22 protein-coding genes are annotated in these 25,225 nt (G+C 63.8%); 10 read left to right on the top strand and 12 right to left on the bottom strand.

The annotated features are described in order from the left end of the window. Position 1 precedes the first annotated feature (1 nt). From obgE to rplU, 3 genes are all read right to left on the bottom strand, one after another. Positions 2-1,558, bottom strand: coding sequence for a GTPase ObgE (gene obgE / locus L1277_RS03695; protein WP_253374981.1), 1,557 nt, complete (start codon positions 1,556-1,558; stop codon positions 2-4). Between the two features lie 85 nt (positions 1,559-1,643). Beyond that, on the bottom strand, positions 1,644-1,904 hold the full coding sequence (gene rpmA / locus L1277_RS03690; RefSeq protein ID WP_108391235.1) for a 50S ribosomal protein L27: 261 nt from the start codon (positions 1,902-1,904) through the stop codon (positions 1,644-1,646). An 18-nt stretch (positions 1,905-1,922) separates the two neighbouring features. Then, the gene (gene rplU, locus L1277_RS03685) at positions 1,923-2,231 is read right to left on the bottom strand and encodes a 50S ribosomal protein L21 (RefSeq protein ID WP_253374980.1); all 309 of its coding nucleotides are present in this window, start codon (positions 2,229-2,231) and stop codon (positions 1,923-1,925) included. 219 nt (positions 2,232-2,450) lie between these two features. Here rplU and L1277_RS03680 point away from each other — a divergent pair, with 219 nt between their 5' ends. Beyond that, entirely contained in the window at positions 2,451-2,735 is a 285-nt protein-coding gene (locus tag L1277_RS03680) for a DUF4031 domain-containing protein (protein WP_253374979.1), read from the top strand. A 30-nt stretch (positions 2,736-2,765) separates the two neighbouring features. Here the strand turns inward: L1277_RS03680 and L1277_RS03675 are convergent, their stop codons facing one another. Next, positions 2,766-5,276, bottom strand: coding sequence for an Rne/Rng family ribonuclease (locus tag L1277_RS03675; RefSeq protein WP_253374978.1), 2,511 nt, complete (start codon positions 5,274-5,276; stop codon positions 2,766-2,768). 349 nt (positions 5,277-5,625) lie between these two features. Here L1277_RS03675 and L1277_RS03670 point away from each other — a divergent pair, with 349 nt between their 5' ends. Further along, positions 5,626-6,219 carry a vitamin K epoxide reductase family protein gene (locus L1277_RS03670; RefSeq protein ID WP_253374977.1) on the top strand — a complete coding sequence of 198 codons (594 nt, stop codon included), beginning with the start codon at positions 5,626-5,628 and terminating at the stop codon, positions 6,217-6,219. Between the two features lie 69 nt (positions 6,220-6,288). Here the strand turns inward: L1277_RS03670 and ndk are convergent, their stop codons facing one another. From ndk to L1277_RS03640, 6 genes are all read right to left on the bottom strand, one after another. Continuing rightward, positions 6,289-6,705, bottom strand: a complete 417-nt coding sequence (ndk, locus tag L1277_RS03665) for a nucleoside-diphosphate kinase (RefSeq protein ID WP_253374976.1) — start codon at positions 6,703-6,705, stop codon at positions 6,289-6,291. Next, entirely contained in the window at positions 6,695-7,072 is a 378-nt protein-coding gene (locus L1277_RS03660) for a DUF4233 domain-containing protein (RefSeq protein WP_253374975.1), read from the bottom strand. Before L1277_RS03660 ends, ndk begins: the two co-directional genes overlap by 11 nt. Beyond that, positions 7,069-8,433 carry a folylpolyglutamate synthase/dihydrofolate synthase family protein gene (locus L1277_RS03655; protein WP_253374974.1) on the bottom strand — a complete coding sequence of 455 codons (1,365 nt, stop codon included), beginning with the start codon at positions 8,431-8,433 and terminating at the stop codon, positions 7,069-7,071. The genes L1277_RS03660 and L1277_RS03655 overlap by 4 nt, the downstream gene beginning before the upstream one ends. Beyond that, entirely contained in the window at positions 8,426-11,833 is a 3,408-nt protein-coding gene (gene ileS, locus L1277_RS03650) for an isoleucine--tRNA ligase (RefSeq protein WP_253374973.1), read from the bottom strand. Before ileS ends, L1277_RS03655 begins: the two co-directional genes overlap by 8 nt. A 263-nt stretch (positions 11,834-12,096) precedes the next feature. Continuing rightward, entirely contained in the window at positions 12,097-13,101 is a 1,005-nt protein-coding gene (locus L1277_RS03645; protein ID WP_253374972.1) for a DUF1648 domain-containing protein, read from the bottom strand. Continuing rightward, positions 13,098-13,448: a GntR family transcriptional regulator gene (locus tag L1277_RS03640; RefSeq protein ID WP_253374971.1), complete on the bottom strand. Its 351-nt coding sequence runs from the start codon at positions 13,446-13,448 to the stop codon at positions 13,098-13,100. The genes L1277_RS03645 and L1277_RS03640 overlap by 4 nt, the downstream gene beginning before the upstream one ends. 68 nt (positions 13,449-13,516) lie before the next feature. Between L1277_RS03640 and L1277_RS03635 the strand changes: the two genes are divergently transcribed. Next, entirely contained in the window at positions 13,517-14,248 is a 732-nt protein-coding gene (locus tag L1277_RS03635; protein WP_253374970.1) for an AAA family ATPase, read from the top strand. Here L1277_RS03635 and L1277_RS03630 read toward each other — a convergent pair. Then, positions 14,245-14,853, bottom strand: coding sequence for a TetR/AcrR family transcriptional regulator (locus L1277_RS03630; RefSeq protein ID WP_253374969.1), 609 nt, complete (start codon positions 14,851-14,853; stop codon positions 14,245-14,247). The two genes, L1277_RS03635 and L1277_RS03630, sit on opposite strands and share 4 nt — an antisense overlap. Before the next feature lie 144 nt (positions 14,854-14,997). Between L1277_RS03630 and L1277_RS03625 the strand changes: the two genes are divergently transcribed. The 7 genes from L1277_RS03625 (at position 14,998) to L1277_RS03595 (ending at position 23,547) form a co-directional block, all read left to right on the top strand. Continuing rightward, entirely contained in the window at positions 14,998-16,656 is a 1,659-nt protein-coding gene (locus tag L1277_RS03625; RefSeq protein ID WP_253374968.1) for an ABC transporter substrate-binding protein, read from the top strand. Continuing rightward, the gene (locus L1277_RS03620; RefSeq protein WP_374110154.1) at positions 16,631-17,623 is read left to right on the top strand and encodes an ABC transporter permease; all 993 of its coding nucleotides are present in this window, start codon (positions 16,631-16,633) and stop codon (positions 17,621-17,623) included. The genes L1277_RS03625 and L1277_RS03620 overlap by 26 nt, the downstream gene beginning before the upstream one ends. Beyond that, positions 17,620-18,477 (top strand): ABC transporter permease, encoded by an 858-nt coding sequence (locus L1277_RS03615; protein WP_374110153.1) that lies wholly within the window; start codon positions 17,620-17,622, stop codon positions 18,475-18,477. The genes L1277_RS03620 and L1277_RS03615 overlap by 4 nt, the downstream gene beginning before the upstream one ends. After that, the gene (locus tag L1277_RS03610; RefSeq protein WP_253374966.1) at positions 18,474-20,084 is read left to right on the top strand and encodes an ABC transporter ATP-binding protein; all 1,611 of its coding nucleotides are present in this window, start codon (positions 18,474-18,476) and stop codon (positions 20,082-20,084) included. The genes L1277_RS03615 and L1277_RS03610 overlap by 4 nt, the downstream gene beginning before the upstream one ends. A gap of 135 nt (positions 20,085-20,219) precedes the next feature. Next, positions 20,220-22,820 carry a valine--tRNA ligase gene (gene valS, locus L1277_RS03605; protein WP_253374965.1) on the top strand — a complete coding sequence of 867 codons (2,601 nt, stop codon included), beginning with the start codon at positions 20,220-20,222 and terminating at the stop codon, positions 22,818-22,820. Between the two features lie 9 nt (positions 22,821-22,829). Beyond that, the gene (locus L1277_RS03600) at positions 22,830-23,282 is read left to right on the top strand and encodes a GNAT family N-acetyltransferase (protein ID WP_253374964.1); all 453 of its coding nucleotides are present in this window, start codon (positions 22,830-22,832) and stop codon (positions 23,280-23,282) included. 4 nt (positions 23,283-23,286) lie between these two features. Continuing rightward, positions 23,287-23,547 carry a hypothetical protein gene (locus L1277_RS03595; RefSeq protein WP_253374963.1) on the top strand — a complete coding sequence of 87 codons (261 nt, stop codon included), beginning with the start codon at positions 23,287-23,289 and terminating at the stop codon, positions 23,545-23,547. 18 nt (positions 23,548-23,565) lie between these two features. Here the strand turns inward: L1277_RS03595 and L1277_RS03590 are convergent, their stop codons facing one another. Continuing rightward, complete coding sequence (locus L1277_RS03590) at positions 23,566-25,197, bottom strand: DHA2 family efflux MFS transporter permease subunit (RefSeq protein WP_253374962.1); 1,632 nt, start codon at positions 25,195-25,197, stop codon at positions 23,566-23,568. Between the last annotated feature and the right edge of the window lie 28 nt (positions 25,198-25,225).

The raw sequence follows: 25,225 nt of genomic DNA, 5'->3' as shown, positions 1-25,225 counted from the left end.
GCTATTTGTCCCCTTCAGTCCCGTCCGACGCAGCGTCGGCTGCTTCATCCGCTTCGTACTGGTCGCGCCAGAGCCCGGCCTCACGTTCACGAATGAGCTCGGCACGAGCTTCAGACTTGGCGTCCATACGCTCAAAATATTCTTCGCGGCGCTGGTTCCGGGTTGGGCGGTTGTTGGCGTCGAGACGAGCATCGAGACCACGCGGGGTGGTGATGAGCTCAGCGGACGAGGTGAGTGTCGGCTCCCAGTCGAAGACAACGCCATTTTCGAGGCCGATGATGACCGTTGAGCCACCGACCGCTCCGGCCTTGAAGAGACCATCCTCCACACCGAGCTTCGCGAGCCGGTCCGCGAGGAACCCCACTGCTTCATCATTGGTGAAGTCGGTCTGCTGAACCCAACGCTCAGGTTTGGCCCCGCGCACGCGGTAAACGTTGCCGAAGCTGCCACCTTCCACGGTGATGGTGAATTTCGATTCATCGACGGGACGCGGACGAATCACGATGCGCGGATGAGCCGCTTCCTGCTCGGCCTTTGCCTTGCGAGCCGACTCAACGAGATCGCCGAGCGCGAAGGACAACTGGCGGAGACCCTCGTGGCTCACCGTCGAGATTTCGAATACGCGGTAACCCCGAGCCTCGAGTTCCGGTCTGACCAACTCAGCCAGCTCCTTGCCCTCGGGCACATCCACTTTGTTGAGTGCGATCAGTTGCGGGCGCTCCAGCAGCGGTGTCTGTCCTTCGGGAACTGGGTAAGCACCGAGTTCAGCCAAGATGATGTCGAGGTCGCTGATCGGGTCGCGGCCTGGTTCCAATGTCGCACAATCGAGAACGTGAACGAGGGCCGAACACCGCTCCACGTGGCGAAGGAACTCGAGACCGAGTCCCTTGCCCTCGCTGGCGCCTTCGATCAGGCCGGGTACATCGGCGACGGTGTAGCGGCTATCACCGGACTGCACCACACCAAGGTTCGGGTGGAGCGTCGTGAAGGGGTAGTCCGCAATTTTCGGCTTCGCGGCGCTCATTGCTGCGATGAGGCTCGACTTGCCGGCTGAGGGGTACCCCACTAGAGCAACGTCGGCAACAACCTTGAGCTCGAGAGTAACCGAGCCTTCCCAGCCCAGCGTTCCGAGGAGCGCGAATCCGGGCGCTTTGCGCTTGGTGGTTGCCAGTGCGGCGTTGCCCAGACCGCCTTGGCCCGCCTGGGCGACGACGTACCGGATGCCGGGCTCCGTGAAGTCGATGAGTTCGTTGCCGTCAGCATCCTTGACGACGGTTCCAACCGGAACAGGCAGTTCGAGCTCTTCGCCGTTCGTCCCGGCGCGGTGGTCGCCCATACCGGGTCCACCGTTCTGTGAACTGCGGTGTGGAGACCGGTGGTAGTTGAGAAGGGTCGTTACCTGGGAGTCGGAGACCAGAACGATATCGCCACCGTTACCGCCGTTTCCACCATCAGGGCCGGCCAACGGCTTGAACTTCTCGCGACGCACAGACACGCATCCGTTACCGCCGTTTCCAGCACGCAGGTGCAGAGTCACCTGATCGACGAATGTGGCCACGAGAGCCCTCCCAATTTCTTGTACTTCTACATAAAAAACTCAGGGGCGAGCCGAAGCTCGCCCCTGAGACAAATCCAACAGATGCCTATTCGGCAGCTGCCGTCACGATGTTGATGACCTTGCGGCCGCCCTTGGCGCCGAACTCAACAGCTCCTGCTTCGAGAGCGAAGAGCGTGTCGTCTCCACCGCGTCCGACGTTAACGCCGGGGTGGAAGTGGGTGCCGCGCTGGCGAACGATGATCTCGCCTGCGGAGACAACCTGACCGCCGAAGCGCTTCACGCCGAGGCGCTGTGCGTTGGAGTCGCGACCGTTGCGAGTGGAACTCGCACCCTTTTTGTGTGCCATCTCTGTTCTCCCTCAGGCTTACTTGATGCCGGTGATCTTGACGCGCGTGAGCTCCTGACGGTGCCCCTGACGCTTCTTGTAACCGGTCTTGTTCTTGAACTTCTGGATGTGAATCTTGGGGCCGCGGAGGTTCTCGATGAACTCGGCTGTGACGGTGACCTTGGCGAGCGACTCTGCATCGGTGGTGATCTTGTCACCGTCGACGAGGAGAACAGCTGGCAGTTCAACCTTGCCGTTCTCAATGCTCTTCACGCGGTCCATCGTCACGATGGTGCCGACCTCTACCTTTTCCTGCCGACCACCGGCGCGCACTACTGCGTAAACCACTTCTCGTACCTACTTCTCTGGGGAGCTCGCGCTCCGAGTTGAATCTGTCAAGGAATATTCACTGTGCGGTAGACCCCAGCGGGAAGGGAGGTCAAGCTGACAGAAAACCATGGGCAAAACGCGGGATAAGCCAACGTGCACCAACAGGCAACTTTACTTCATCGCTCCCAATCTCACAAATGCAGCCGGTGCCGTGTCGGAATTCGTAGACTTCAATGCATGACCGTGCTCATCGACCCGCCGATGTGGCCGGCCCACGACACGCTGTGGTCGCATCTCGTCAGCGACACATCGCTCGAGGAATTGCACGAGTTTGCCGAGCATCACCACCTGCCCCCGCGCAGTTTTGATCGGGACCATTATGACGTTCCAGCGGCACGATTCAATGAACTGGTCGAGGGCGGCGCGTCCCCGGTGACCGCAAACGAATTGGTTCGGCGGCTCATCCGAAGCGGTCTCCGTGTGACAGCCAAGCAACGGAAACGGCGACCTCACTCGGAATGAAGTGAGGCCGCCGTCGATGTGATGCCGGAACTACTCAGTCGCTGTAGGCGATGACCCCTGCGCATCGTGGGCAACCGGAGTTCCCGTCAGCGCGGCAGTAGTCACCCGACGACGTCGCGCACGACCGGTTCCCGGCTGCTTCGGTTCGGGAAGCGCGTCGAGAACGGACCCAAGGAGGTCTTCCGCATCACGCGGGTCGACACGCTTGGGCTTGCGGGTCGGCTCCAGCGGAATGTCGAAGATCGACAGTGCAGCCGAGTCCGATGCATCGGCAGCGTGAGCCGTTTCGTCAACGAGTTCAGGCGCGCTCTTTTCGGCCGGAGCGGCTGAGTCGTTTGATCCGTTCGAGTTCGACTGGCCGTTGCGGTTCTGGCCCTTCTGGTTCTTCCGACGGTCGTTGCGCCGTTCGTTACGTGACTCGTTGCGGCGCTCAGGGGCTGCTGCCACGGTCTCGATGAGCTCGTCGGCCGGCTGTTCCTCGTCCGCATGAGCGACGATCGTTGACGCTGCAATCTTGGCGAGAGCGTTCTTTGCGTCGTCGGTGATGGCGTGGGTCGGAACCTTCGGCCCCTGTGCCGCCGCGGTGGAGTTGGCGTTCGGGTTGCCATTCCCGCCATTGCCGTTCGAGTTGCCATTCTTGCCGCGGCGCTTGGTCTCTGGCTGCGGTGTCTGGCGGTGCTTGACGACAGGGTCGTGGTGCACGACGACTCCGCGCCCGGCGCAGACCTCACACGGCTCGCTGAAGGACTCGAGCAGTCCCAAACCCAGCTTCTTGCGGGTCATCTGCACGAGCCCGAGCGAAGTCACCTCGGCGACCTGGTGCTTGGTGCGGTCGCGGCTCAGGCATTCGATCAGGCGTCGCAACACGAGGTCGCGGTTCGACTCGAGCACCATGTCGATGAAGTCGACGACGATGATGCCGCCGATGTCGCGCAGCCGGAGCTGGCGGACGATCTCTTCAGCGGATTCGAGGTTGTTCTTGGTGACGGTCTCTTCGAGGTTTCCGCCTGAGCCAACGAACTTTCCGGTGTTGACGTCAACAACCGTCATGGCTTCGGTGCGGTCGATAACGAGGGAACCACCGGAGGGCAACCAGACCTTGCGGTCGAGCGCCTTCTCAATCTGCTCGGTGATGCGGTACTCGTCGAACACATCGCGGCTACCCTCGTAGCGCTCGACGCGCTCCAGCAGATCAGGTGCCACACCACGGAGGTAGCTCTCGATGACTTCTTGGGCGTCATCGCCGGCGATCAGCATCTTCTGGAAGTCTTCGTTGAAGACGTCACGCACGATCTTGATCAGCAGGTCGGGCTCGGAGTGAAGCAATGCTGGCGCCTGTACGGTCTCAACCTGGCGTGAGATCTCTGCCCACTGGTTGATGAGCCGGTTGACGTCGAGGGTCAGCTGCTCCTGCGTTGCTCCTTCAGCAGCCGTACGGACAATCACGCCGACGTTGTCGGGGAGAACCTCTTTGAGGATCTTCTTGAGGCGGGCGCGCTCCGTGTCGGGAAGCTTGCGGGAAATCCCGTTCATGGATCCGTTGGGAACGTAAACGAGGTAGCGGCCCGGCAGGGAGACCTGGCTGGTCAGTCGTGCACCCTTATGACCGACAGGGTCCTTCGTGACCTGGACGAGAACTCGGTCGCCCGGCTTGAGGGCGAGCTCGATGCGACGCGGCTGGTTTCCGGTCTCGGCAGCATCCCAGTCGACTTCGCCGGAATAGAGCACGGCGTTACGGCCGCGGCCAATGTCAACAAACGCAGCCTCCATGCTCGGAAGCACGTTCTGAACGCGTCCGAGGTAGACGTTGCCGATGAGTGACGCCTCTTCGTTGCGCGCAACGTAGTGCTCAACGAGGACGCCGTCTTCGAGGACACCGATCTGGATCTTGTTGGCCTTGGAGCGGACGACCATCTTGCGGTCGACCGACTCACGGCGAGCGAGAAACTCCGCTTCCGTCACGACGGGACGACGGCGACCGGCATCGCGGCCGTCGCGGCGGCGCTGCTTCTTCGCTTCGAGCCGAGTCGATCCCTTGATGCGCTGCGGCTCGGTGATCTGCTCGACCTCGCGAGGCTCGCGCTGTTCGCGGGGCTGGCGAACCTTGACCACGGTATTGGCCGGATCGTTGGTGCCTGTGCGGCGTTCGTCGCTTGAGCGTCGGCGGGCACGACGACGCACGGTGGATGGCTCATCGTCATCGTCGTCTGGGGCCTCGTCGCGGTAATCATGAGCGGGCAACGGCTTTACATCCGGCGCCTGGAAGAACAGTGCCGTCGTCGGGGAGTTGGAGAACGCCGCGATGATATTCGACGCAGCAGGCTTCTCATCGGGCGTCGCTGGCTCAGCGGCGTCGGCCTGCTCCGCTGCGTCCACCGGAGCGTTGTTGTCCGCACCCGCCTCGGACGCAGCTGGAGCAACATCCGTGGTTTCGCTGGACGTGGCATCCGTTGCCTGCGCCTCAGCGATCTTCGTGTCTGGCGTTACGCTCTCGGGGTTGATTGATGTGTCGGCCGTGTTATCAAAATTTTCATTCACCATTCCTGGTGCACTCCTCGTCCGGTGCGACAGCCGCGCTGCCCATCCGGGAACTCTCGAGCGGTTTCTCGCTTTCGCGTACTCCCCGCAAATCCTGTATGTCCGTGACCGGCCCTCTGGCTCTAGTCACGCACCTTCTTTGTCAGAACAACCCCTTCGGATTGTGTCTGACGAACACTTTGTCTCAAACACCGGGCGAGCGCTGTTTCATACGAGCGCCATGCCCAATAAGCCTTCTGTTGTACGGCTGTAGAGCGCGGCCCTATAGTCGTGCACTCATTATCGCACGCCGGGTGCGTCCACAGCGATTCACACCGATACCGACGAGGCCCGCTGTGTCATAATCCGAAGCGTGCAGAGAACCGACGACAGCCCTCGAGTCCTCGCCGCTTTCCTCATTCTCGCCGGTGTGATCGGCGAGATCGCCGCTTTTGCGCTGACCATTGAGAAGATCCACACCCTGACCGCGCCGGGCGAGTCGCTCTCTTGTGACTTCAGCGTGCTGGTGCAGTGTGGCGCAAACCTCCAGTCGTGGCAGGGCTCGCTATTCGGTTTTCCCAATCCGCTGCTGGGGCTCGCCGGTTGGGCGGCTCCCATCGCGGTGGGCGTGAGCATTCTGGCCGGCGCAGGCTTCGCCCGCTGGTTCTGGGTGCTTTTCAATGTCGGGCTCGCTGGGGCGCTGGGCTTTGTGATCTGGCTCATCTCGCAGAGCATCTTCACGCTCGGCACTCTCTGCCCGTGGTGCATGGTGACGTGGTCGGTCACCATTCCCGCCTTCCTCGCGGTCACCCTCTACAACTTCAGCCGCGGACACCTTCCGGCGACAGCCACCGTTCGACGGACGGCCCGCACGCTCTATAACTGGATCGTGCCTCTGACCGTCGTCTGCTACCTCATCATCGCGGTTATCGCTCAGTTGCGTCTGGACGTTCTTCGGTCGCTGTAGCTCGACTCAACCGCCGTCCGGAAACGACACAGCGGGGCGTCTCGAAGGACGCCCCGCTGTGTACCTGGACTACTTGAACCAGAGGGAGAGTTCGCGGGCAGCCGACTCGGGGCTGTCGGATCCGTGCACAAGGTTCTGCTGAACCTTGAGTCCCCAGTCACGGCCGAGGTCACCGCGAATCGTGCCGGGCGCCGCGGTGGTCGGGTCGGTAGTGCCGGCGAGGCTGCGGAAGCCTTCGATGACCCGGTCACCGGCGACACGAATAGCGACGATGGGCCCCGAGAGCATGAACTCGACGAGAGGCTCGTAGAACGGCTTGCCCTCGTGCTCCTCGTAGTGCGAGGCGAGAACCGAGCGGTCGGGCTGCACGAGGCGAATGTCGACGAGCGAGTACCCCTTCGCTTCAATACGACGCAGGATTTCTCCGGTGAGGCTGCGGGCAACACCGTCCGGTTTGATCAGAACCAGTGTTTCTTCAACGGCCATGTGTTTCGTCTCCCAATTGCGCTGCGGCGGCGGCTTTTTCACGGTCGATTCGACCTCCGGCAACCATGGCGTAAACCCACATGCCGGCGAAAAGCGCACCGATGATGAACATGATCGGCACCAGGATGCCGCTAGCTACGATAACGCCTTGCACGACCCAGCCCACAATGACGCCCCAGCGGTAGCGGAGCACGGCCAGGGTGAGCACGATGACCAGACAGAGTACCGCGCCACCGATCAGGGCGACCGGCGCGGGCAGGGCCTTGAGCCCGAAAGCGACGAGCGCCGCGAGGAACATGACGATCAGCTCGAAACCGAGCACGATCGATGCGAGCGACTGTTGCACGCTCTGTCGGGGGCGTCTCACGCTTTCTTCCATTCTTCGGCTTCCGCCAGATCGAGGATTTCGCCGGCGAGCACCACCGAACCGGTGACGACCACGAGGCGCGAACTGCCCTCGTTCGCCCAGTCTCGAGCGGCGAACACGGCTTCTTCCGTCGAGTCGAAGGGGTAGATCAGGCCGGGTCCCACCAGGGCGGTCGCCCGGTCGGCAAGTTCGTCCACCGGAATCGACCGCTCTGAGCTTGGCGCCGTGATGTGGATGCGCGCGGCGAGTGGCGCGAGAACCGAGAGGATCCCCTCAGCGTCCTTATCCCCGAGCACACCGATCACGAACACGGTTTCGGCGAAGTCGAAGTACTTCCCGAGCGCAGCGGCCAAGGCCCGTGCACCGTGCGGGTTGTGTGCCGCGTCGACGAGCACAGTCGGCTCGATTCCGACCAGTTGCAACCGACCCGGAGACAGCACCTCCGACAACCCCTCAACCAGCGGGTCGTTCGCGAGGGGCTGGCTTCCGTTGCCGAGGAAGGTCTCAACCGCCGCGATGGCCACCGCGGCGTTCTGGCCCTGGTGGTCGCCATAGAGCGGCAGGTACAGATCGGTGTACTCCCCCGCGCGACCGCGAACGCTCAGCACCTGGCCACCAACCGCAACGTGATCCGCGGTCAGCGCGAAATCGACGTCCTGGGCGACGATCGGAGCTTCGTCGCGTTCCGCAGCCTTCCGAATTTCTGCGAGAGCGTCCGGATGCTGCGCGGCCGTCACAACGGTGGCCGCCGGTTTGATAATTCCAGCCTTGGTGCGCGCGATCTCAGCGATCGTCGAACCAAGCCGAGCCACGTGGTCAAGATCGATCGGCGTAAACACGGCGATCTGCGCGTCGGCGACGTTGGTGGAGTCCCACTCGCCGCCCATCCCGACCTCGATGACACCGACGTCGATGGGAGCGTCTGCGAAGCTCGCGTATGCGAGCACCGTGAGCACCTCGAAGAAGGTGAGAGGCACCTCACCCGCCTGCTCGAGTTCAGCATCGACCATCTGCACGTACGGCTCGATGTCAGCCCAGTTGCGGGCGAGCGCCTCGTTCGAGATCGGTTCGCCGTCGAGCACAATACGTTCGTTGAACCGGACGAGGTGCGGACTCGTGAACAGCCCCGTGCGGAGCCCGTAAGCCCGAAGAATGCTCTCGATCAGACGGCTGGTGCTCGTCTTTCCGTTCGTGCCGGTGAGCTGGATGATCGGGAACGCACGCTGCGGGTCTCCGAGCAGGTCGAGCACCCGGCGGGTCGGCTCAAGCCTCGGCTGCGGTGCTGCCTCGCCCGTTCGGGCCAGCAGTGCCTCATAGACCGCCTGGCCCTGCTCGGCGAAATCGTCGTCAAAATCAGACATTGATGCTCCTGGTTGCGCGGCGCACCGCGACGATGAATGATCCGGCGTTCGCGAACTGCCCTGCTGCGAACTCCTTGTAGAACTCCGGCTCGTCACCGAGCAGGCCGGGCAACCACTCGGACGGAGTGCCCGCGAGCTGCGATTCGTCGACCTCGGCGTACGCGTGCAGCGATTTGGACGTTGCCAGCGTTTCGGACGCAATGTCGACCTCGGTGACGAAGGTGACGGCATCCGCATCATTGGGGCTTTCGAAGACCAGGCCGAGCGAGATGCGATCGCTCACGTCGAAGCCGGCGGCCTTTCGAGTGTCCTGAACGGCACGCACCACATCTCGAGCGAGACCCTCCGCTTCGAGTTCGGGCGTGGTCTGGGTGTCGAGGAGCACAAAACCACCGCCGGGAAGCAGGGCAAGCGCGTGCTCGGCTCCTCCCTCAGCGGTTGCCGTCTCGAGGACCAGCTCGAACTCGCCGGGAAGCAGTTCCACTCCCCCGGCCGTGACGACGCCATCGATTTCGCTCCAGTCGCCGGCACGCGCTGCCTTGATCACGGTCTGCACGTTCTTGCCGAGGCGGGGCCCGGCTGCACGGGCGTTGACGGTGAGCTTCGACGTGATGCCGTAGTCACCAGCGCTGGAGTCGGTCAGCGGCACGAACTCGACATTCTTGACGTTGAGCTCGTCGCGGAGGATGTCGCCGAACCGTTCGAGATGTTCGGGATCGGGTGAGACCACCGTGAGGGTGGCCAGCGGAAGCCGAACGCGTCGGCCGGCCTGCTTGCGCAGCGACAGAACTGTCGAGCTGATGTCGCGGATCTGGTCCATCGACGCGACGAGCACATCGTCGGCCGGGAACGCCGAGCTGTCTGGCCAGTCTTCAAGGTGGACGCTGCGCCCACCGGTGAGGTCCTTCCAGATGCGCTCGGCCACGAGCGGGAGCAGAGGCGCCGCTGCACGAGTGATCGTTTCGAGCACGGTGTACAGGGTGTCGAACGCCTCGGTGCCGTTGCCGTTCTCGTCGACGCCCGCCCAGAACCTGTCGCGTGAGCGACGCACGTACCAGTTGGTGAGCACGTCAGCGAAGTCACGAAGGGTAGCGGCCGCGAGCGTCGAATCGAGGTTCTCGAAGTGCGTTGCGACCTCATCGACGACGACCCGGGTCTTCGCGAGGATGTACTGGTCGAGCACATCCGTCGAGTCGGTGCGCCACTGGGCGTCATAGCCGCCCTCGCGAGCGGTGTTGGCGTAGAGGCTGAAGAAGTACCAGGTATTCCACAGCGGCAGGAGCATCTGGCGGACGCCCTCGCGGATGCCCTCCTCAGTGACGATGAGGTTTCCACCGCGGAGGACCGAGCTCGACATGAGGAACCAACGCATGGCGTCTGAGCCGTCACGGTCGAAGACCTCGTTGACGTCGGGGTAGTTGCGGAGTGACTTCGACATCTTCTGTCCGTCACTGCCCAGCACGATGCCGTGGCTCACGACGTTCTTAAACGCCGGGCGGTCAAACAGCGCGGTGGAGAGGACGTGCAGGGTGTAGAACCAGCCACGCGTCTGACCGATGTACTCGACGATGAAGTCTGCCGGGTTGTGCGAATCGAACCACTCACGGTTCTCGAAGGGGTAGTGCACCTGGGCGAACGGCATCGAGCCCGAGTCGAACCAGACGTCGAGGACGTCGGTGATGCGTCGCATCGTCGACTGGCCGGTGGGGTCGTCAGGGTTCGGGCGGGTGAGCTCGTCAATGTACGGGCGGTGCAGGTCGGTCGGCCGAACACCGAAGTCCTGCTCAAGCTCGTCGAGCGAGCCGTACACGTCGATGCGGGGGTACTCAGGGTTGTCGCTCTTCCACACCGGGATCGGTGAGCCCCAGTACCGGTTGCGGCTGATCGACCAGTCGCGCGCGTTGCCGATCCACTTGCCGAACTGGCCGTCCTTCACGTTGTCCGGCACCCAGTTGATGTCCTGGTTGAGCTCGACCATGCGGTCACGGAACTCGGGAACCCGGATGAACCAGCTTGAGACGGCCTTGTAGATCAGTGGGTTGCGGCAGCGCCAGCAGTGCGGATAGGAGTGCTCGTAGCTGGCCTGGCGGAGCAACCGCCCCTTGGCCTTGATCAGCTGGGTGAGCGGCTTGTTGGCGTCAGACCAGAGCAGCCCTTCCACGTCGGTCACGGCGGGAAGGAACTTTCCGCCGTCATCGAGCGAGATGATGACCGGGATGCCGGCGGCCTCGCAGATCTTCTGGTCTTCTTCACCATAGGCCGGTGACTGGTGGACGATGCCCGTTCCGTCTTCGAGGGTGACGTAGTCGGCCACAAGGACGCGCCATGCCTCCTGCATGCCGTACTCCTCGACGTCGGAGTAGTAGTCGAACAGTCGGTCGTAGGTCACATCCTGAAGCTCCGCTCCGACAACGGTGCGCGAGATCGCCGCGATCGCGTCTTCGGCGGAGTCGTAGCCGAGGTCCTTGGCGTAGTTACCGACCAGGGCCGTTGCGAGGAGGTATTCGCCACCGAGTACCTCGGTCGAATCGCTGACGTTCGGATCTTTCTCACGCAGCACGGTGGCATCCGGTGTGCCAGAAGGACCAGCGGGAACGACCGCATATTCGATCTCAGGACCGACGGCGAGGGCTGCGTTGGTAGGAAGCGTCCACGGGGTCGTTGTCCAGGCCAGAGCCCGCACCCCGGTGAGACCGAGCGACTCAGCCTTGATACCGACCAAGGGGAACGTCACCGTGACCGTCTGGTCCTGGCGCATCTTGTAGACGTCGTCGTCCATGCGCAGCTCGTGGTTTGAGAGCGGAGTCTGGTCACGCCAGCAGTACGGCAGGACGCGGTAACCCTCGTACGCGAGCCCCTTGTCGTGGAGCTGTTTGAATGCCCAGATGACACTCTCCATGAAGGTGATGTCGAGGGTCTTGTAGTCGTTCTCGAAGTCCACCCAGCGGGCCTGGCGGGTAACGTATCGCTCCCAGTCCTCGGTGTACTTCAGAACTGAGTCCTTGGCCGCCTGGTTGAAGGCGGCGATACCCATCTCTTCGATCTGGCTCTTGTCGGTGATGCCGAGCTGGCGCTCAGCCTCAAGCTCTGCCGGGAGACCGTGCGTGTCCCAGCCGAATCGGCGGTGCACTTGCTTGCCGCGCATGGTCTGGAAGCGCGGGAACAGGTCTTTGGCGTATCCGGTCAGCAGGTGACCGTAGTGCGGCAGTCCGTTGGCGAACGGCGGGCCGTCATAGAAAACCCATTCGTCGGCGCCTTCACGGTGCGAAACGGATGCTTCGAAGGTCGCGTCGTTCTTCCAGAATTCGAGGACGTCCCGCTCGATGTCAGGGAACGCGGGCGATGGCGTCACGCCGAAGGCCGCTCCAGCGGCGTCGTTCTGTGATTTGGGGTAAGGCATTGTTCTCCCGGCAGGTTCGATGTTCACCTGCGAGGGCGGATCAGCATTCGATCCGCGGTACCACCTCGCTTGCCGCGCATGTCGGCCGCTCGTTCATTGGCTGTGACGGGCCAGACCCGCCCGGTTCTACTGGGCTCCTCTGGTTCGAGGAGCTGTTCTTCCGGAGACTCCCCGGTGATGGCCGGATCGCAGTCGTTACCTCAAGGATAGCGGGTGTAGCTCGATTTTCGGCGCGAGAAGCTTCGAGGGCTCTCAGTCTGTGGTCAGCGACGCGCCGAGCTACGAGCGATGAGTGTCTTGACGACGCTCGCACCGGTCTCGGCGTCGTCAACCGTCACGACGAGTCGTCGGCCATCACGCCGGGTGACTTCGATTCCTGGGCCACGGCGCATGATGACCCCGGTGCGACGCCCGGGTGCCCAGCGCCACCCCCACCCGCCGAAGTCCGCGGTCGGGTTCACGTCCACGACTCGCACCTGGTCGATGTCGGCATTGGGTATGGTGACTCGCGGCCAGCCCAGCGCACCACGGACGACGAAACCTCGGCGGTCTGCGCGGACCCGCCAGAACGACATCCCGATGGAGACCAGCGCGACGAAGACCGCGACGCCGAGGGCAAGAGAGGATCCGTTCGACGATGACACCATCGTGAGGATTGCGGCGCCGATGGCCACAGCGAGGGCGACAGCAATCAGCGCCACGACGGCACCGGAGATGTGCACGGTCCGCGCCCAGTAGACGCGCTCGGATGGTGCGATGTCGAGAGGCTCGGCCTCGGGCTTCTCATCGAAGGTGAGCGGGGCAGCGGTGGGAAGGATGAACCAGACCACAGCGGCAAGGACGAGCCCACCGATGGCGCCGATGATCATGGGCGCGCTGATGTTCGGCGCGTCAGCCGCGTCAGCGAGACCACGTTGAACCGCGAGCGATCCGACGGTGCCGGTGGTGAGGATCACACTGAGGAAACTGCGTGTGGCAACGAGGATTTTCTCGTTGTTGGTCGCTCCGCGTGCACGGCGGGCCGCCCGGACGGTATATTCCGTGGCGACCGTGAACAGCACAGTGATGACCGGCGGGATGAGGATGAGCGTCCACGGGCTGCCGTACCCGTCAGCTCCGTCCTCGCTCCAGTGGATCGCCACAGTGTCGGGCAATTGGGGCAGCCAGGTCATAGCGACGATGGCCCCGACCACACTGATCAGGACGGGGATCACGATGCCGAAGATGAGATGGCGCTTCTGGCCAACGATGGTGGGGGTCTCGGTCATTTGAGGGCCTCTCGGAGTAATGCGGTCACAGTGTCGGGCGCGATGCCCAGCGCGCGGGCCTCAACGACCACCGTGTCGATGGCGGCGCTGAGTTGTGAGTAACGCTCGGCCCTGTCGGTGACGACCGCTCCTCTCCCCCTCCTCAGTTCCACAAGCCCTTCGTCGCGAAGCAACTGGTATGCGCGCAGGACGGTGTGCACGTTGACCTCAAGCGACTCGGCCAGGTCACGAGCGGCTGGCAGTCGTTCGCCCGGCTTCACGCCGCCAGTGATGGCGGCACCACGGATGCTCGACGCGAGCTGGTCGAACAGCGGCGTCGTCGAGGATTGATCAATTCGGAGGAGCACGGTTTCATTCTATTGTTCTAGTTTCAATAGAACAAGTCATCAAGGACAACGTGCGGAAGAATGACTGCATGAGCAACGAGGATCCCTTCGCCGACCAGCGACTGGTGCGCGACATTCACCGTCAGCCGGAAGCGGCGGTGTCGGCGGGGACATGGCCCGCGTCAATCCCCGCCATCGACCAGATTCTCTCCTCCGGGCTCGAACTGGGACCAGGCGTGACATTCCTCGTCGGGGAAAACGGAAGTGGGAAATCGACGCTGATTGAGGCAGTGGCGGCCGCGTACGGTCTGGGGCCCGAGGGTGGAACAATCCATTCCGCTCATGAAACACGCCCCACAGAATCACCGCTCGGCGACTGGATTCGGCTCACTCGGCGTCCGGGGGCACCCCGATGGGGCTTCTTTCTCCGAGCCGAAACAATGCACGGCTACTACACCTTCCAGGACTCACTTCAGGGCGGTGCTGATTTCCACAGCATGAGCCATGGCGAATCGTTCCTCGCCGTCGTCGAGACCTACCTGAGCCGCCCGGGGTTCTATTGCCTGGATGAACCGGAAGCAGCCCTCTCCTTCAGTTCCACCCTGGCGCTCATCGGCTCGTTCGCCGACCTGGTCGCCAACGGATCGCAGGTGCTGTGTGCAACGCACTCCCCTGTGCTCGCTTCGCTTCCGGGTGCGACCATCTACGAGCTATCCGACACGGGCATTGAGCGAGCTGAGTGGGAGGATCTCGATCTCGTCACGCACTGGAGATCTTATTTGGACACGCCGCAGCGCTACCTGCGGCATATCTTGGACTAACCGGGCTCAATCACCGCGGCAAAACCCGCACACACCGGCCCGACGGCATCCGCTACATATTCCGCGAGGGCGCGACGCCCGACGCCAGCGCTCACCCACGCCCCGGCGGCAGCCGCAGCGGCGGCCAGGGTGGCGAAGGCAGCTGCCCGCGAAAGGGAGCTATCAGCCGACCTGACGCGCTGGCCGATGAAGTCTCGCAAGACATCGCTCTGCTTCATGAGCCGGCGGAGCCCCGAGGCCTCAAGTTCCTCTCGCGTGCCCATGAGGTCCACATGAGTGAGGGCCCACGGCACTCGATCGTCAGGATGGGCCGCAGCCACCCGGGTTACCGCGTCTCGAACGGCATCCATCACCGGAACGGACGGGCTTGCCGCAGCCAACTCCAGCGACAATCGCTCCAGCGTCTCATCGATGTCCACCCACAGAACGTCGGACTTCGAGCCGAAGTAGTTGAAGAAGGTATTCCGGCTTACGCCCGCCCGTTGAGCGATTTGGTCGACGGTGGTGCGGGCATAGGTCTGCTCGAGGAAGAGTTCTGCTGCCGATTCTTCAAGGATTCGCTGCGAGGAGCGACGAGGACGACCGACCTGCGGAGAGTGATTCATGACCGCTCCTTTCTCGAAAAGCGTATCGACCCCGCCGGAACCGTGGGAACAGCGGGAAGAAATGACGTTGTAGTGTAGTTATTACACCGCGTCCAATAATTCGGTTTGGACGCCCTCCGCCCTCCGGGTTTCCAAGGATCAGTCATGCATTCACCCTCTCGTCGCCCCGCCCGCCGGGCTCTCACCGCGATTGCTGCCGCGAGTGGGCTCGCGCTCCTTCTCACCGGCTGCCAACCAGCAACGGAATCCGCTTCCTCCACTCCCGTCGCCGGAGGCACTCTCACCTACGCAAGCGGTGACGCCGAACCGACCTGCCTCGACCCTCACGTTGGTGGAAATTACCCGCAGGCACTTCTGGCTGGACAATTCCTCGATTCGCTCGTCTCTCGCAATTCTGAAGGCGAGATCATCCCGTGGCTAGCCACCAAATGGTCAGTGTCGGACGACGGCCTCACGTGGGACTTCACGCTCAAGGACGACGTCAGCTTCACCGATGGCACGCCGTTCGACGCGGACGCCGTCAAGGTCAACGTCGAACACCTCAAAGACCCGGCTACCGAGTCATCGACCGGTTACCTCGCATTGGGGAAGGTCGAGTCAGTGACGGCGATCTCAGATACCGTCGCGCAGTTCACGCTGAACGCCCCGGACAGCGCCTTGCTCGAGTCACTCTCCATGCCGTGGCTCGCGATTGAATCCCCCGCCGGGATCGCCCGTGGAATGGAAGAGAACTGCCAGGCCCCCATCGGCACCGGCCCATTCGTGGTCGACGACTGGGTGAAGCAAGACCACGTGTCGCTCGTCCGCAATGAGGATTACAACTCGCCGCCCGCGGACGCTCAACACGACGGAAAGGCGTACCTCGAGGCAATCGAATGGCGCTTCATCCCCGACTCAGCATCGCGATACGCTGCACTGCAGGCTGGGCAGGTCGACATCCTCGACAACGCGCAGCCAGACACCATCGCCGCTGCTGAGAAGACAACAACGCTGGCCCACATCGACGCGCCGAGGCCAGGGGCATCGAACCGCATCGAGCTCAACGCTGGTGCCGCTCCGTTCAACGACCCCGCCGTCCGTGAAGCGTTCATCCGTGCCGTCGATGTGAACGACGGCATCGAGTCGCTCTTCTTCGGCTCAGCCAAGCGTTCCTACTCACCGCTGTCGAGTGCCGAGTCAGTCGGCTACTCCGACGAGTCACTCTTCACCACCGACCTCGACGCCGCCAACGCCCTGCTCGACACAGCGGGCTGGACCGCGCGGGACGCCGATGGCTTCCGGGTGAAAGACGGCGAGCGCCTCACCCTCGATTTCCCGGTCTCGACGAACCAGTCCATCCCGGCCGAGCAGTCGCTGTTCGAACAGATCCAGGCCACCGCAAAGCAAGCCGGATTCGACGTGCAGCTCAGCCTGCTCGACCTGTCCAGCTGGTACGGCGTCCTGGCCGAGAACGACTACGACCTCGTGAGCGCCCCGTACACGAAGGTCGGACCGGACGTCCTCCGTATCCTCTACCACTCCGACGGAATCGTGCCTGCCCCCAGCGGCTACTTCGCGAACCTGTCCCAGGTCAGCGATCCGCAACTCGACGACCTGCTCACCCGTGCAAGCGAAATCTCCGACGATGCCGAACGGGCGGACCTGTACGAGCAGGCACAGAAGATCATTCTTGAGGGCTTCCACATCCTCCCGCTTTACGACCAGCAGAACCACTTCCTGCTCGGCACCCAGGTGAAAGGCGCCCGTTCCCTCCCCACGGTGTCGACGCCGACCTTCTATGACACCTGGCTTGCAAACAACTAATCGAGTCGATCGCTCGAGGAGCCACCGCGTCCTGCGCTGGCTCCTCGTGCGCCTCGGCGGTGCAGCGTTTGTCCTGTGGGCCGTCGCGACTCTCACGTTCTTCGCCATTCGACTGATCCCCGGCGACCCCGCCGAAGCGGTATTGGGCGGGCCCGGCTCCCAGGCATCACAGGAGACGCTTGATCAGGTTCGCCGCGACTACGGTCTCGACCTCCCCCTGGGCGTGCAATACCTCAACGCCCTCGGCCGACTGCTGACGGGCGATCTTGGAACCTCCTACGCCCTCAAAGTTCCGGTCGCAGATCTGCTATCCGCTCAACTTGGCGGCACACTCATCCTCGCCTTCTCCGCCCTGCTGGTCGCCTGGGCCTCGGCCCTCGCTCTCTCGCTCTGGTCAACCGGAGGCGGCCGCATCGCCGGTTCCGTCGGCCAGGCCATCGAGCTCACCGCAGCCGCGCTCCCGCACTTCTGGCTTGCCACCGTCCTCATCGCTATCTTCAGCAGCGCATTGGGCTGGCTTCCGCCCGTCTCGACCGGCGGCGTCCTCGGCCTCATCCTGCCCACCGTCACCCTCGCCATTCCCCTCGCCGGCTTCCTGGCCCAAGTTATGCGTGAGACGATGCTCGATACCCTCGACGCACCCTTCATCGTCTCGGCCCGCGCCCGCGGCGAATCCGAGGGAGGCATCCGCCTGCGTCACGCCCTCCGTCACGCCAGCCTGCCCGCCATCAGCCTGTCCGGCTGGGCCCTCGGCTACCTGATCTCCGGCGCTGTCGTGGTTGAAACGATCTTTGCGAGGCCCGGTCTCGGCCGCACTCTCCTTCAAGCCGTCACCCTGCGCGATGTACCGATCGTCACGGGCGTCGTCCTGCTCGTCGCGCTGGTCTACATCGTGATGACGATTTTGACGGATGCCGCGTCGCGGCTTGCCGATCCGCGTTTGCGTACCGCGGAGGGAGAACGATGAGCGAACTCGACCTCCGCACGGCTGCGGCGAGCGCCGCCCCTGTTCGCCGCAGGCGCGCGAGCGTCGGCGAAATGCTGGCTGGCCTCTTCGTGTTGTTCCTCCTCGTCGCGACAGTCGCTCCCGGCGCCATCTCCTGGATCGATCCCAATGCCATCTCGGCGCGGGAAGCCTTCCAGCCTCCGTCTCTCGCCCACTGGTTCGGCACCGACGAATCCGGACGCGACATCTACAGCCGGGTGGTGGCTGGCACCTCCACGTCGCTGCTCATCGGCGTCTCGGCGACCGCCATCGGCCTCGTGCTCGGCCTGGGCCTCGGTGTCCTCGCCGGCTTCGGCGGCCGGGCTCTCGACTTCACAGTCAATCGCGTGATCGAAGTGCTCTTTGCCTTCCCCGGGCTGCTGCTCGCCCTCCTTGTCATCGTAATCGCCGGGCCGGGACCAGTGACCGCAACCATCGCCGTCGGCCTCTCGACGGCGCCGGGCTATGGGCGCATCGTCCGCGGTCAGCTCGTCAGTATCCGGTCGTCCGGTTACGTCGAGTCCGCCCGGGTGCTTGGGCACAGTCCCGCACGGGTTCTCACCAGGCACATCCTCCCCAATGCACTTGCACCGTTGCTCGTCCTCGCCACGCTCGGGATCGGCCAGGCCGTCGTCTGGGCGGCTGCGCTGAGTTACCTCGGACTCGGCGCCCAACCGCCCGCGGCGGAATGGGGGGCCATGCTCTCGGCCGGCCGCACCTACATCGGCACCGCATGGTGGCTCACCGTCTTCCCCGGACTCATGATCGTTCTCACCACCATTGCCACCACGGTGCTCGGCCGCAGCCTGACGCGACGTACGGGAGGCACCCGATGACCGCACCACTGCTCGAGGTGACCGGGTTGTCCGTCGCGTTTGGCGATACCACCGTCGTGCAGGACCTGACCTTCACGGTGGAGCCGGGCCAGTGCGTCGCTCTCGTCGGCGAGTCCGGCTCGGGCAAAAGCGTGACGGCCCGGTCACTGCTCGGCCTCGCCGGTCGAGGTTCCCACATCTCAGCGTCGAGGATGCAGCTCTCCGGCCGTGACCTCACGACCGCCTCAGAGCGCGACTGGCGGCGCATCCGCGGCCCCGAAATCGGGCTGGTCCTGCAAGACGCCCTCGTCTCGCTCGACCCGCTCCGCCCTCTCGGCCGGGAGATCGGTGACAGCCTCCGTCTCCACTCCACCCTGTCGGCCACGGCCGTTCGGGCCCGGGTAATCGAGGTGCTCAGGCAGGTCGGCATGCCCGACCCCGAACGGGCGCTCACCCTGCGGTCGGGCGAGTTGAGCGGCGGCCTCCGCCAACGCGCGCTCATCGCGGCGGCTCTCGCGCTCGACCCACCGCTGGTCATCGCCGACGAACCGACCACCGCGCTCGACGTCACCATCCAGGCCCGCATCCTCGACCTCCTCACCGAGGTCAAGAGCCGCGGAACCGGCATCCTCCTGATCAGCCACGACCTCGCCGTGGTGAGCGCCATTGCCGACCGAGTCGTCGTGATGAAAGACGGGCGCATCGTCGAAGCCGGGCCAACCCGTGCGCTGCTCGAGTCCCCGCGTGAGGAGTACACGCGTCGCCTCATCGCCGCCGTTCCCACCGATAAGCCACGCGGAACCCCCCTGGTCCCGGGCAGCACCGGGGTCCTTCCTGCGCGATCGTCTCGATGGACGGATGCCGTTGGCCCGGTTCTCGAAGCGCGCTCGCTCGTCAAAACCTATTCACGAGCCGGCGACAGGTTCCGTGCGGTGAACGACGTTTCATTCGAGGTGGCGCGGGGCGAGACCCTCGGCCTTGTCGGTGAGTCCGGGTCAGGTAAAACGACCGTCGCCCGACTGGCGCTCGCACTCACCCGGGCCGATGAGGGCGATGTGCTGCTCGACGGCGCTCCGTTCTCGACGATGCGTGAACGGGATCGTCGTCCGCTCCGCTCGAGAATCGGAGCGATCTACCAGGACAGCCTCAGCTCGTTCGACCCGCGCTACTCGGTGCGTCGTATCCTCACCGACGCCCTCGATACCGCCCCGGTCGGCGACCGATCCACCGTTGCCGAGCTCCTCGACGCTGTTGGCCTGCCGACGGGCGTTGCGGAGTCCCGCCCGCTGTTCCTCTCCGGTGGGCAACGGCAACGGGTCTCGATCGCTCGAGCCCTCGCCGCACGACCCGAGCTGATTGTCTGTGACGAGCCGGTGTCGGCCCTCGACGTCACCGTGCAGGCGCAGGTCCTCGACCTCCTTAACCGGCTGCAGGCTGAACGGGGCCTCAGCTACCTGTTCATCTCCCACGATCTCGGGGTCGTGCGGCACATGAGCGACCGAGTCGCCGTCATGAAGGACGGACGCATCGTCGAGACCGGTACCGCCACCGACGTCTTCACCGACCCGCAGCATCCGTACACCGCCCGCCTCGTGAGCGACGCCCCTCGACTGACGCTGCCCTCCTGACGTCTGAGGGCCCGCCGCCACATCGCCGCAGGGCGCCCGTGCCGGGTTGCTGTGTTCCGGCTCCGCTACCATGGAGTGCATCCCGACACTCAGGCACGTACACACGGTGCCGCCCATATCGAACCGGAGTTACCCATGACCTCATCCGTTCCAGACAAGCCCGTACTCGAGGGCCTTGAGGCCAAGTGGGGCCCGACCTGGGAGTCGAACGGCACCTACGCCTTCAACCGCCAGGCAGCGAGCGAGGGTGGCCGCGAGTGCGTCTACTCGATCGACACCCCGCCGCCCACCGCGTCCGGTTCGCTACACATCGGGCACGTCTTCAGCTACACACACACCGACGTTGTGGCCCGGTTCCAGCGCATGCAGGGTAAACAGGTGTTCTACCCGATGGGCTGGGACGACAACGGTCTACCGACCGAGCGGCGCGTGCAGAACTACTACGGTGTGCGCTGCGACCCGACCCTTCCCTACGATGCTGACTTCGTGCCTCCGTTCGAAGGTGGAGACGGCAAGAGCGCCAAAGCCGCCGACCAGAAGCCGATCTCACGTCGCAACTTCATCGAACTGTGTGAACGCCTCACCGTTGAGGACGAGAAGCAGTTCGAAGCACTCTGGCGCAACCTCGGTCTCTCCGTCGACTGGACCCAGTCCTACCGCACCATCGGTGATGACTCGATTCGCTCGAGCCAGCTCGCCTTCGTTCGCAACATCGAGCGGGGCGAGGCCTACCAGGCCATGGCACCAACCCTCTGGGATGTGACCTTCCGTACCGCCGTTGCCCAGGCTGAGCTCGAAGACAAAGAGCAGCCGGCCGCGTACCACCGGCTTGCCTTCGCGAAGCCCGATGGCGGGACGATCGAGATCGAAACCACCCGTCCTGAGCTCCTGCCCGCGTGTGTCGCGCTTGTGGCGCACCCCGACGACGAGCGCTACCAGCAGTACTTCGGCACGACGGTCACGACGCCACTGTTTGGTGTCGACGTTCCCGTGCTCGCGCACCACCTCGCCCAGCCTGACAAGGGTGCCGGCATCGCCATGATCTGCACATTCGGTGATGTGACCGACGTCGTCTGGTGGCGTGAACTCGACCTGCCCAACCGCACAATTATGGGTCGCGACGGTCGAATCATCAGTGACGCACCGGATGTCATTACTAGCGAAAAAGGACAGGCCGCGTACCGCGAACTGGCCGGTAAGACCGTCTTCAGCGCCAAGCAGGCCGTTGTGGCACTGCTCCAGGAGTCCGGTGAGCTCATCGGCGACCCCAAGCCAATCACCCACGCCGTGAAGTTCTTCGAGAAGGGCGACAAGCCGCTCGAGATCGTGTCGACCCGCCAGTGGTACATCAAGAACGGTGCGCGCGACGAAGAACTCCGTTCCCGCCTGATCGAACTGGGCAACGAGCTTGAGTGGCACCCCGACTTCATGCGCGTGCGCTACGAGAACTGGGTCGGTGGGCTTACCGGTGACTGGCTCATCTCTCGCCAGCGCTTCTTCGGCGTACCGATCCCGCTCTGGTACCCGCTCGACGCCGACGGCAACCCGGTCTACGACTCCCCGATCGTTGCCGATGAAGCGTCGCTTCCGGTTGACCCGCCGAGCGACACCGCTCCGGGATACGACGAATCACAGCGCAACGTGCCCGGTGGGTTCATCGGTGAGCTCGACGTCATGGACACCTGGGCCACTTCCTCGCTCACGCCGCAGCTCGCGGGTGGCTGGGAGCGTGACCCCGAACTGTGGAACCTCGTGTTCCCGTACTCGCTGCGCCCGCAAGGCCAGGACATCATCCGCACCTGGTTGTTCTCGACCATGCTTCGCTCGGTGCTCGAGTACAACGAGAAGCCCTGGGAGCACGCTGCGCTCTCCGGCTGGATCCTCGACCCTGACCGCAAGAAGATGTCGAAGTCCAAGGGCAACGTTGTGACCCCCGCCGACATCCTGGAGAAGCACGGCTCAGACGCCGTCCGGTACTGGGCAGCGTCATCGCGCCTGGGCACCGACGCCGGGTTTGACCCGCAGAACCCGACCCAGATCAAGATTGGGCGACGCCTCGCCATCAAGGTCCTCAACGCATCGAAGTTCATCCTCAGCTTCGAGGCTGCGGAGGACGCTGCGGTGACCGAGCCCATCGACCTGAGCATGCTCGCGGCCCTCCGCACCGTTGTCGCTGACGCGACCAGTGCGTTTGAGTCCTACGACCACGCCCGCGCGCTTGAAACGGCCGAGTCGTTCTTCTGGACGTTCTGTGACGATTACCTCGAACTGGTGAAGGAACGCGCGTACGACGCTGCGAACCCCGGCCAGGCGTCCGCTGTCGCAGCGCTTCGCGAAGCGCTCAGCGTGCTTCTTCGCCTGTTCGCGCCGTTTATCCCGTTCGCCGTTGACGAAGCATGGTCCTGGTGGAACGCCGGCTCGGTGCACGCTGCATCCTGGCCGACGGTCGACGAGTTCTCCTCAACCGGTAAGCCGGAACTGCTCGACCTCGCCGGACAGGCGCTCACGAGCATCCGTCGCGCCAAGACCGACGCCAAGTCGTCACAGAAGGCGACCCTGACCGAGGCGACCATTTCGGGAACCGACGAGCAGATTGCGCTCCTCAGTCAGGCAGAATCCGATCTCAAGGCGGTCGGCCGTATCGTTAGACTCACATTCACTCCGGGAGAAGACGTGACCGTCACCGGAGTCGAGTTTGCCCCGGTCGACGACGCCCCGACGTCGAACCAGAGTTAAGGAGAAACAATGACGTTTAACATTCGACCGGTCTCCGACCGCGACTTCTTCAACTGGCTGCCCCTGTTCGCGAGTTACGGTGACTTCTACGGCACCCCGGTGTCCGACGAAAAGGCGCTGCTTGTCTGGAGTTGGATCTCGGAGAACCTCCACGGGGTCTCTGCCCTCGTGGCCCAGGACGAGGACGGTGCGCTGGTCGGTCTGGCCCACTACCGCACCTTCGCACGTCCCCTCGCCGGCGGCACTGGAATCTACATCGACGACCTTTTCGTCGCTCCAGACGCACGTGGCCGCGGCATCGCGACCGCTCTCATCGAGCGCGTCACCGATATCGCGCGGTCCGAGCGTGCAGGAATCGTCCGCTGGATCACTGCTCCAGACAACGACGAAGCGCAGATTCTCTACGACAAGGTCGCTGACCGTACCGAGTGGGTCACCTACGACCTCCAGGTGCAGGGCTAAGGTCATGCAGCTCGGGACGCGGTGGTCCGTTGGCGACCCGCCACCAACGGGACTCCCAGACGTCATCGTCGCAGCCGTTCGAACGGTCGAGGATGAACTGCGCGCAGAAGACGTTCCTACGGCCGGCTGGCGTTGGACTCTGACCTGGCTGGAGCGATTGCCGATCGTTGAACTCGACGATGGCACACGGATCACCTTCAACCCGTCGACGGGATCCGCAACCATTCGTCAGCAGGATGACGCCAGCGAGGACGACGAAGAATAGTTCGTCGCCCTCGCGGCCCTACCGGCTGGCGCCCGGTGCGTCCGCCGTCACTCCGGCGGGAGTCGACCTGATTCGCAGGCTCGAAATCAGACCGATGACAAGTGCGGCCGCCGCAATCCAGCCAGCCAGGGATGTTCCGTCGGTCATGGCCGCGCGAGCAGCATCAGCTATGAAAGCCGTCGACGGGTCCGCCCCGAGGGAGGCGATGTTGCCCCCTGAACTGGCGTTGACCGAGTCCACCAACGACTGAACCTGAGGGTTATCCGCAATCGCGTCCGTCAAGCGGTTCTCTGTTCCGATCTTGAGCGTGCTGAAGAACGCCGTTCCGAGTACGGCGATGCCGAGAGCGGATCCCGTCTGGCGCGCTGTGCTCTGCGTTGCTGACCCCTGGCCGCTTCGCTCCACCGGAACATCAGCGAGGACGACACTCGTGAGCTGGGCGGTGGCGAGACCGACACCCATGCCATAGACGAAAAGGACCGGCGACGTCAGCCACGCTGTGCTGTCAGGACGGATGAGGAGCGCGAGTGCGGCAATAGCGAGGATCTCCAGGCTGAGTCCCATCCGCACCACGACAATCGGGGAGAATCTCCGCGCGAGGCCTGCAACGGCGCCACTGGCCAGAAAGGAACCGGCCGCGAGCGGAACGAGTGCAAGACCGGCTTCAAAGGCCGTGTAGCCGAGTACGTTCTGGAACCACAGTGGTAGCGACAGGATCAAGCCGAATTCGCCGAAGCTCACGATGAGGGCCGTGATATTCCCGTTGGCGAACGATGAGATTCGGAACAGTGAGAGGTCGAGGATGACGCCTTTGCCGGCTCGGGTGCGCGCTCTTTCCAGCAGGACGAAAGCGGTGAGAGCGGCGACGGCGACCAGGAACGCCCACGGAACAGGCGAGAGCCCCGCCACATCGAATGGTGCCTCCGGTTCAGCGACCCACCAACCATAGTTTCGACCTTCGATCAGGCCGAACACCAGGGCGCCGAAGCCCAGAATGGAGAGCAGCGCCCCGCTCACATCGAGCCGTTGCGCAGCACTGGTCACAGCCTCAGCCGACTCCGCGACGAAGAGCAGCAGGCCCGCGATGATCAGCACGCCCACCGGCACGTTGATCCCAAACGCCCAGCGCCAACTGGCGTTCTCAGTGAGCCAGCCGCCGGCGAGTGGGCCGATGGCGGCCATCCCACCGATGGTCGATCCCCACACGGCGAAGGCGATACCGCGCTCGCGGCCGTGGAAGTTGGCGTTGAGCAAGGCGAGGGTGGTCGGCAGGATCATCGAACCACCGAGTCCCTGAAGTGCTCGACCGCCGATGAGCACGGCCCCGTTTCCGGAGAGCGCACAGACAACACTGGCCACGAGGAAGATTACGACACCGATGAGCATGATTCGGCGACGACCGACCCGGTCGGCGATTCTGCCCCACGTTAACAGCAACGCGGCAAAGAGCAGGGTGTAGATCTCCTGCACCCATTGGATTTCGGTACTCGAGATGCCGAGGTCATCGACGATCGATGGGACGGCGACCGAGACGATCGTGGAGTCCATGATGATCAGGGCAACGCCCAAGCTGATAGCGAGAAGTCCCCACCAGCGATACTTCATGTACCTGTCAGTGTGAGGAGAACCGGCGGGGGCACTCTGACTCATGAAACTCCTTTGACGGCCTGACGCAACC

The organism is Okibacterium sp. HSC-33S16 (assembly GCF_024171565.1).
In the GTDB taxonomy this organism is placed as follows: domain Bacteria; phylum Actinomycetota; class Actinomycetes; order Actinomycetales; family Microbacteriaceae; genus Mycetocola_A.
This window is presented reverse-complemented; position numbering and strand designations above follow the sequence as displayed.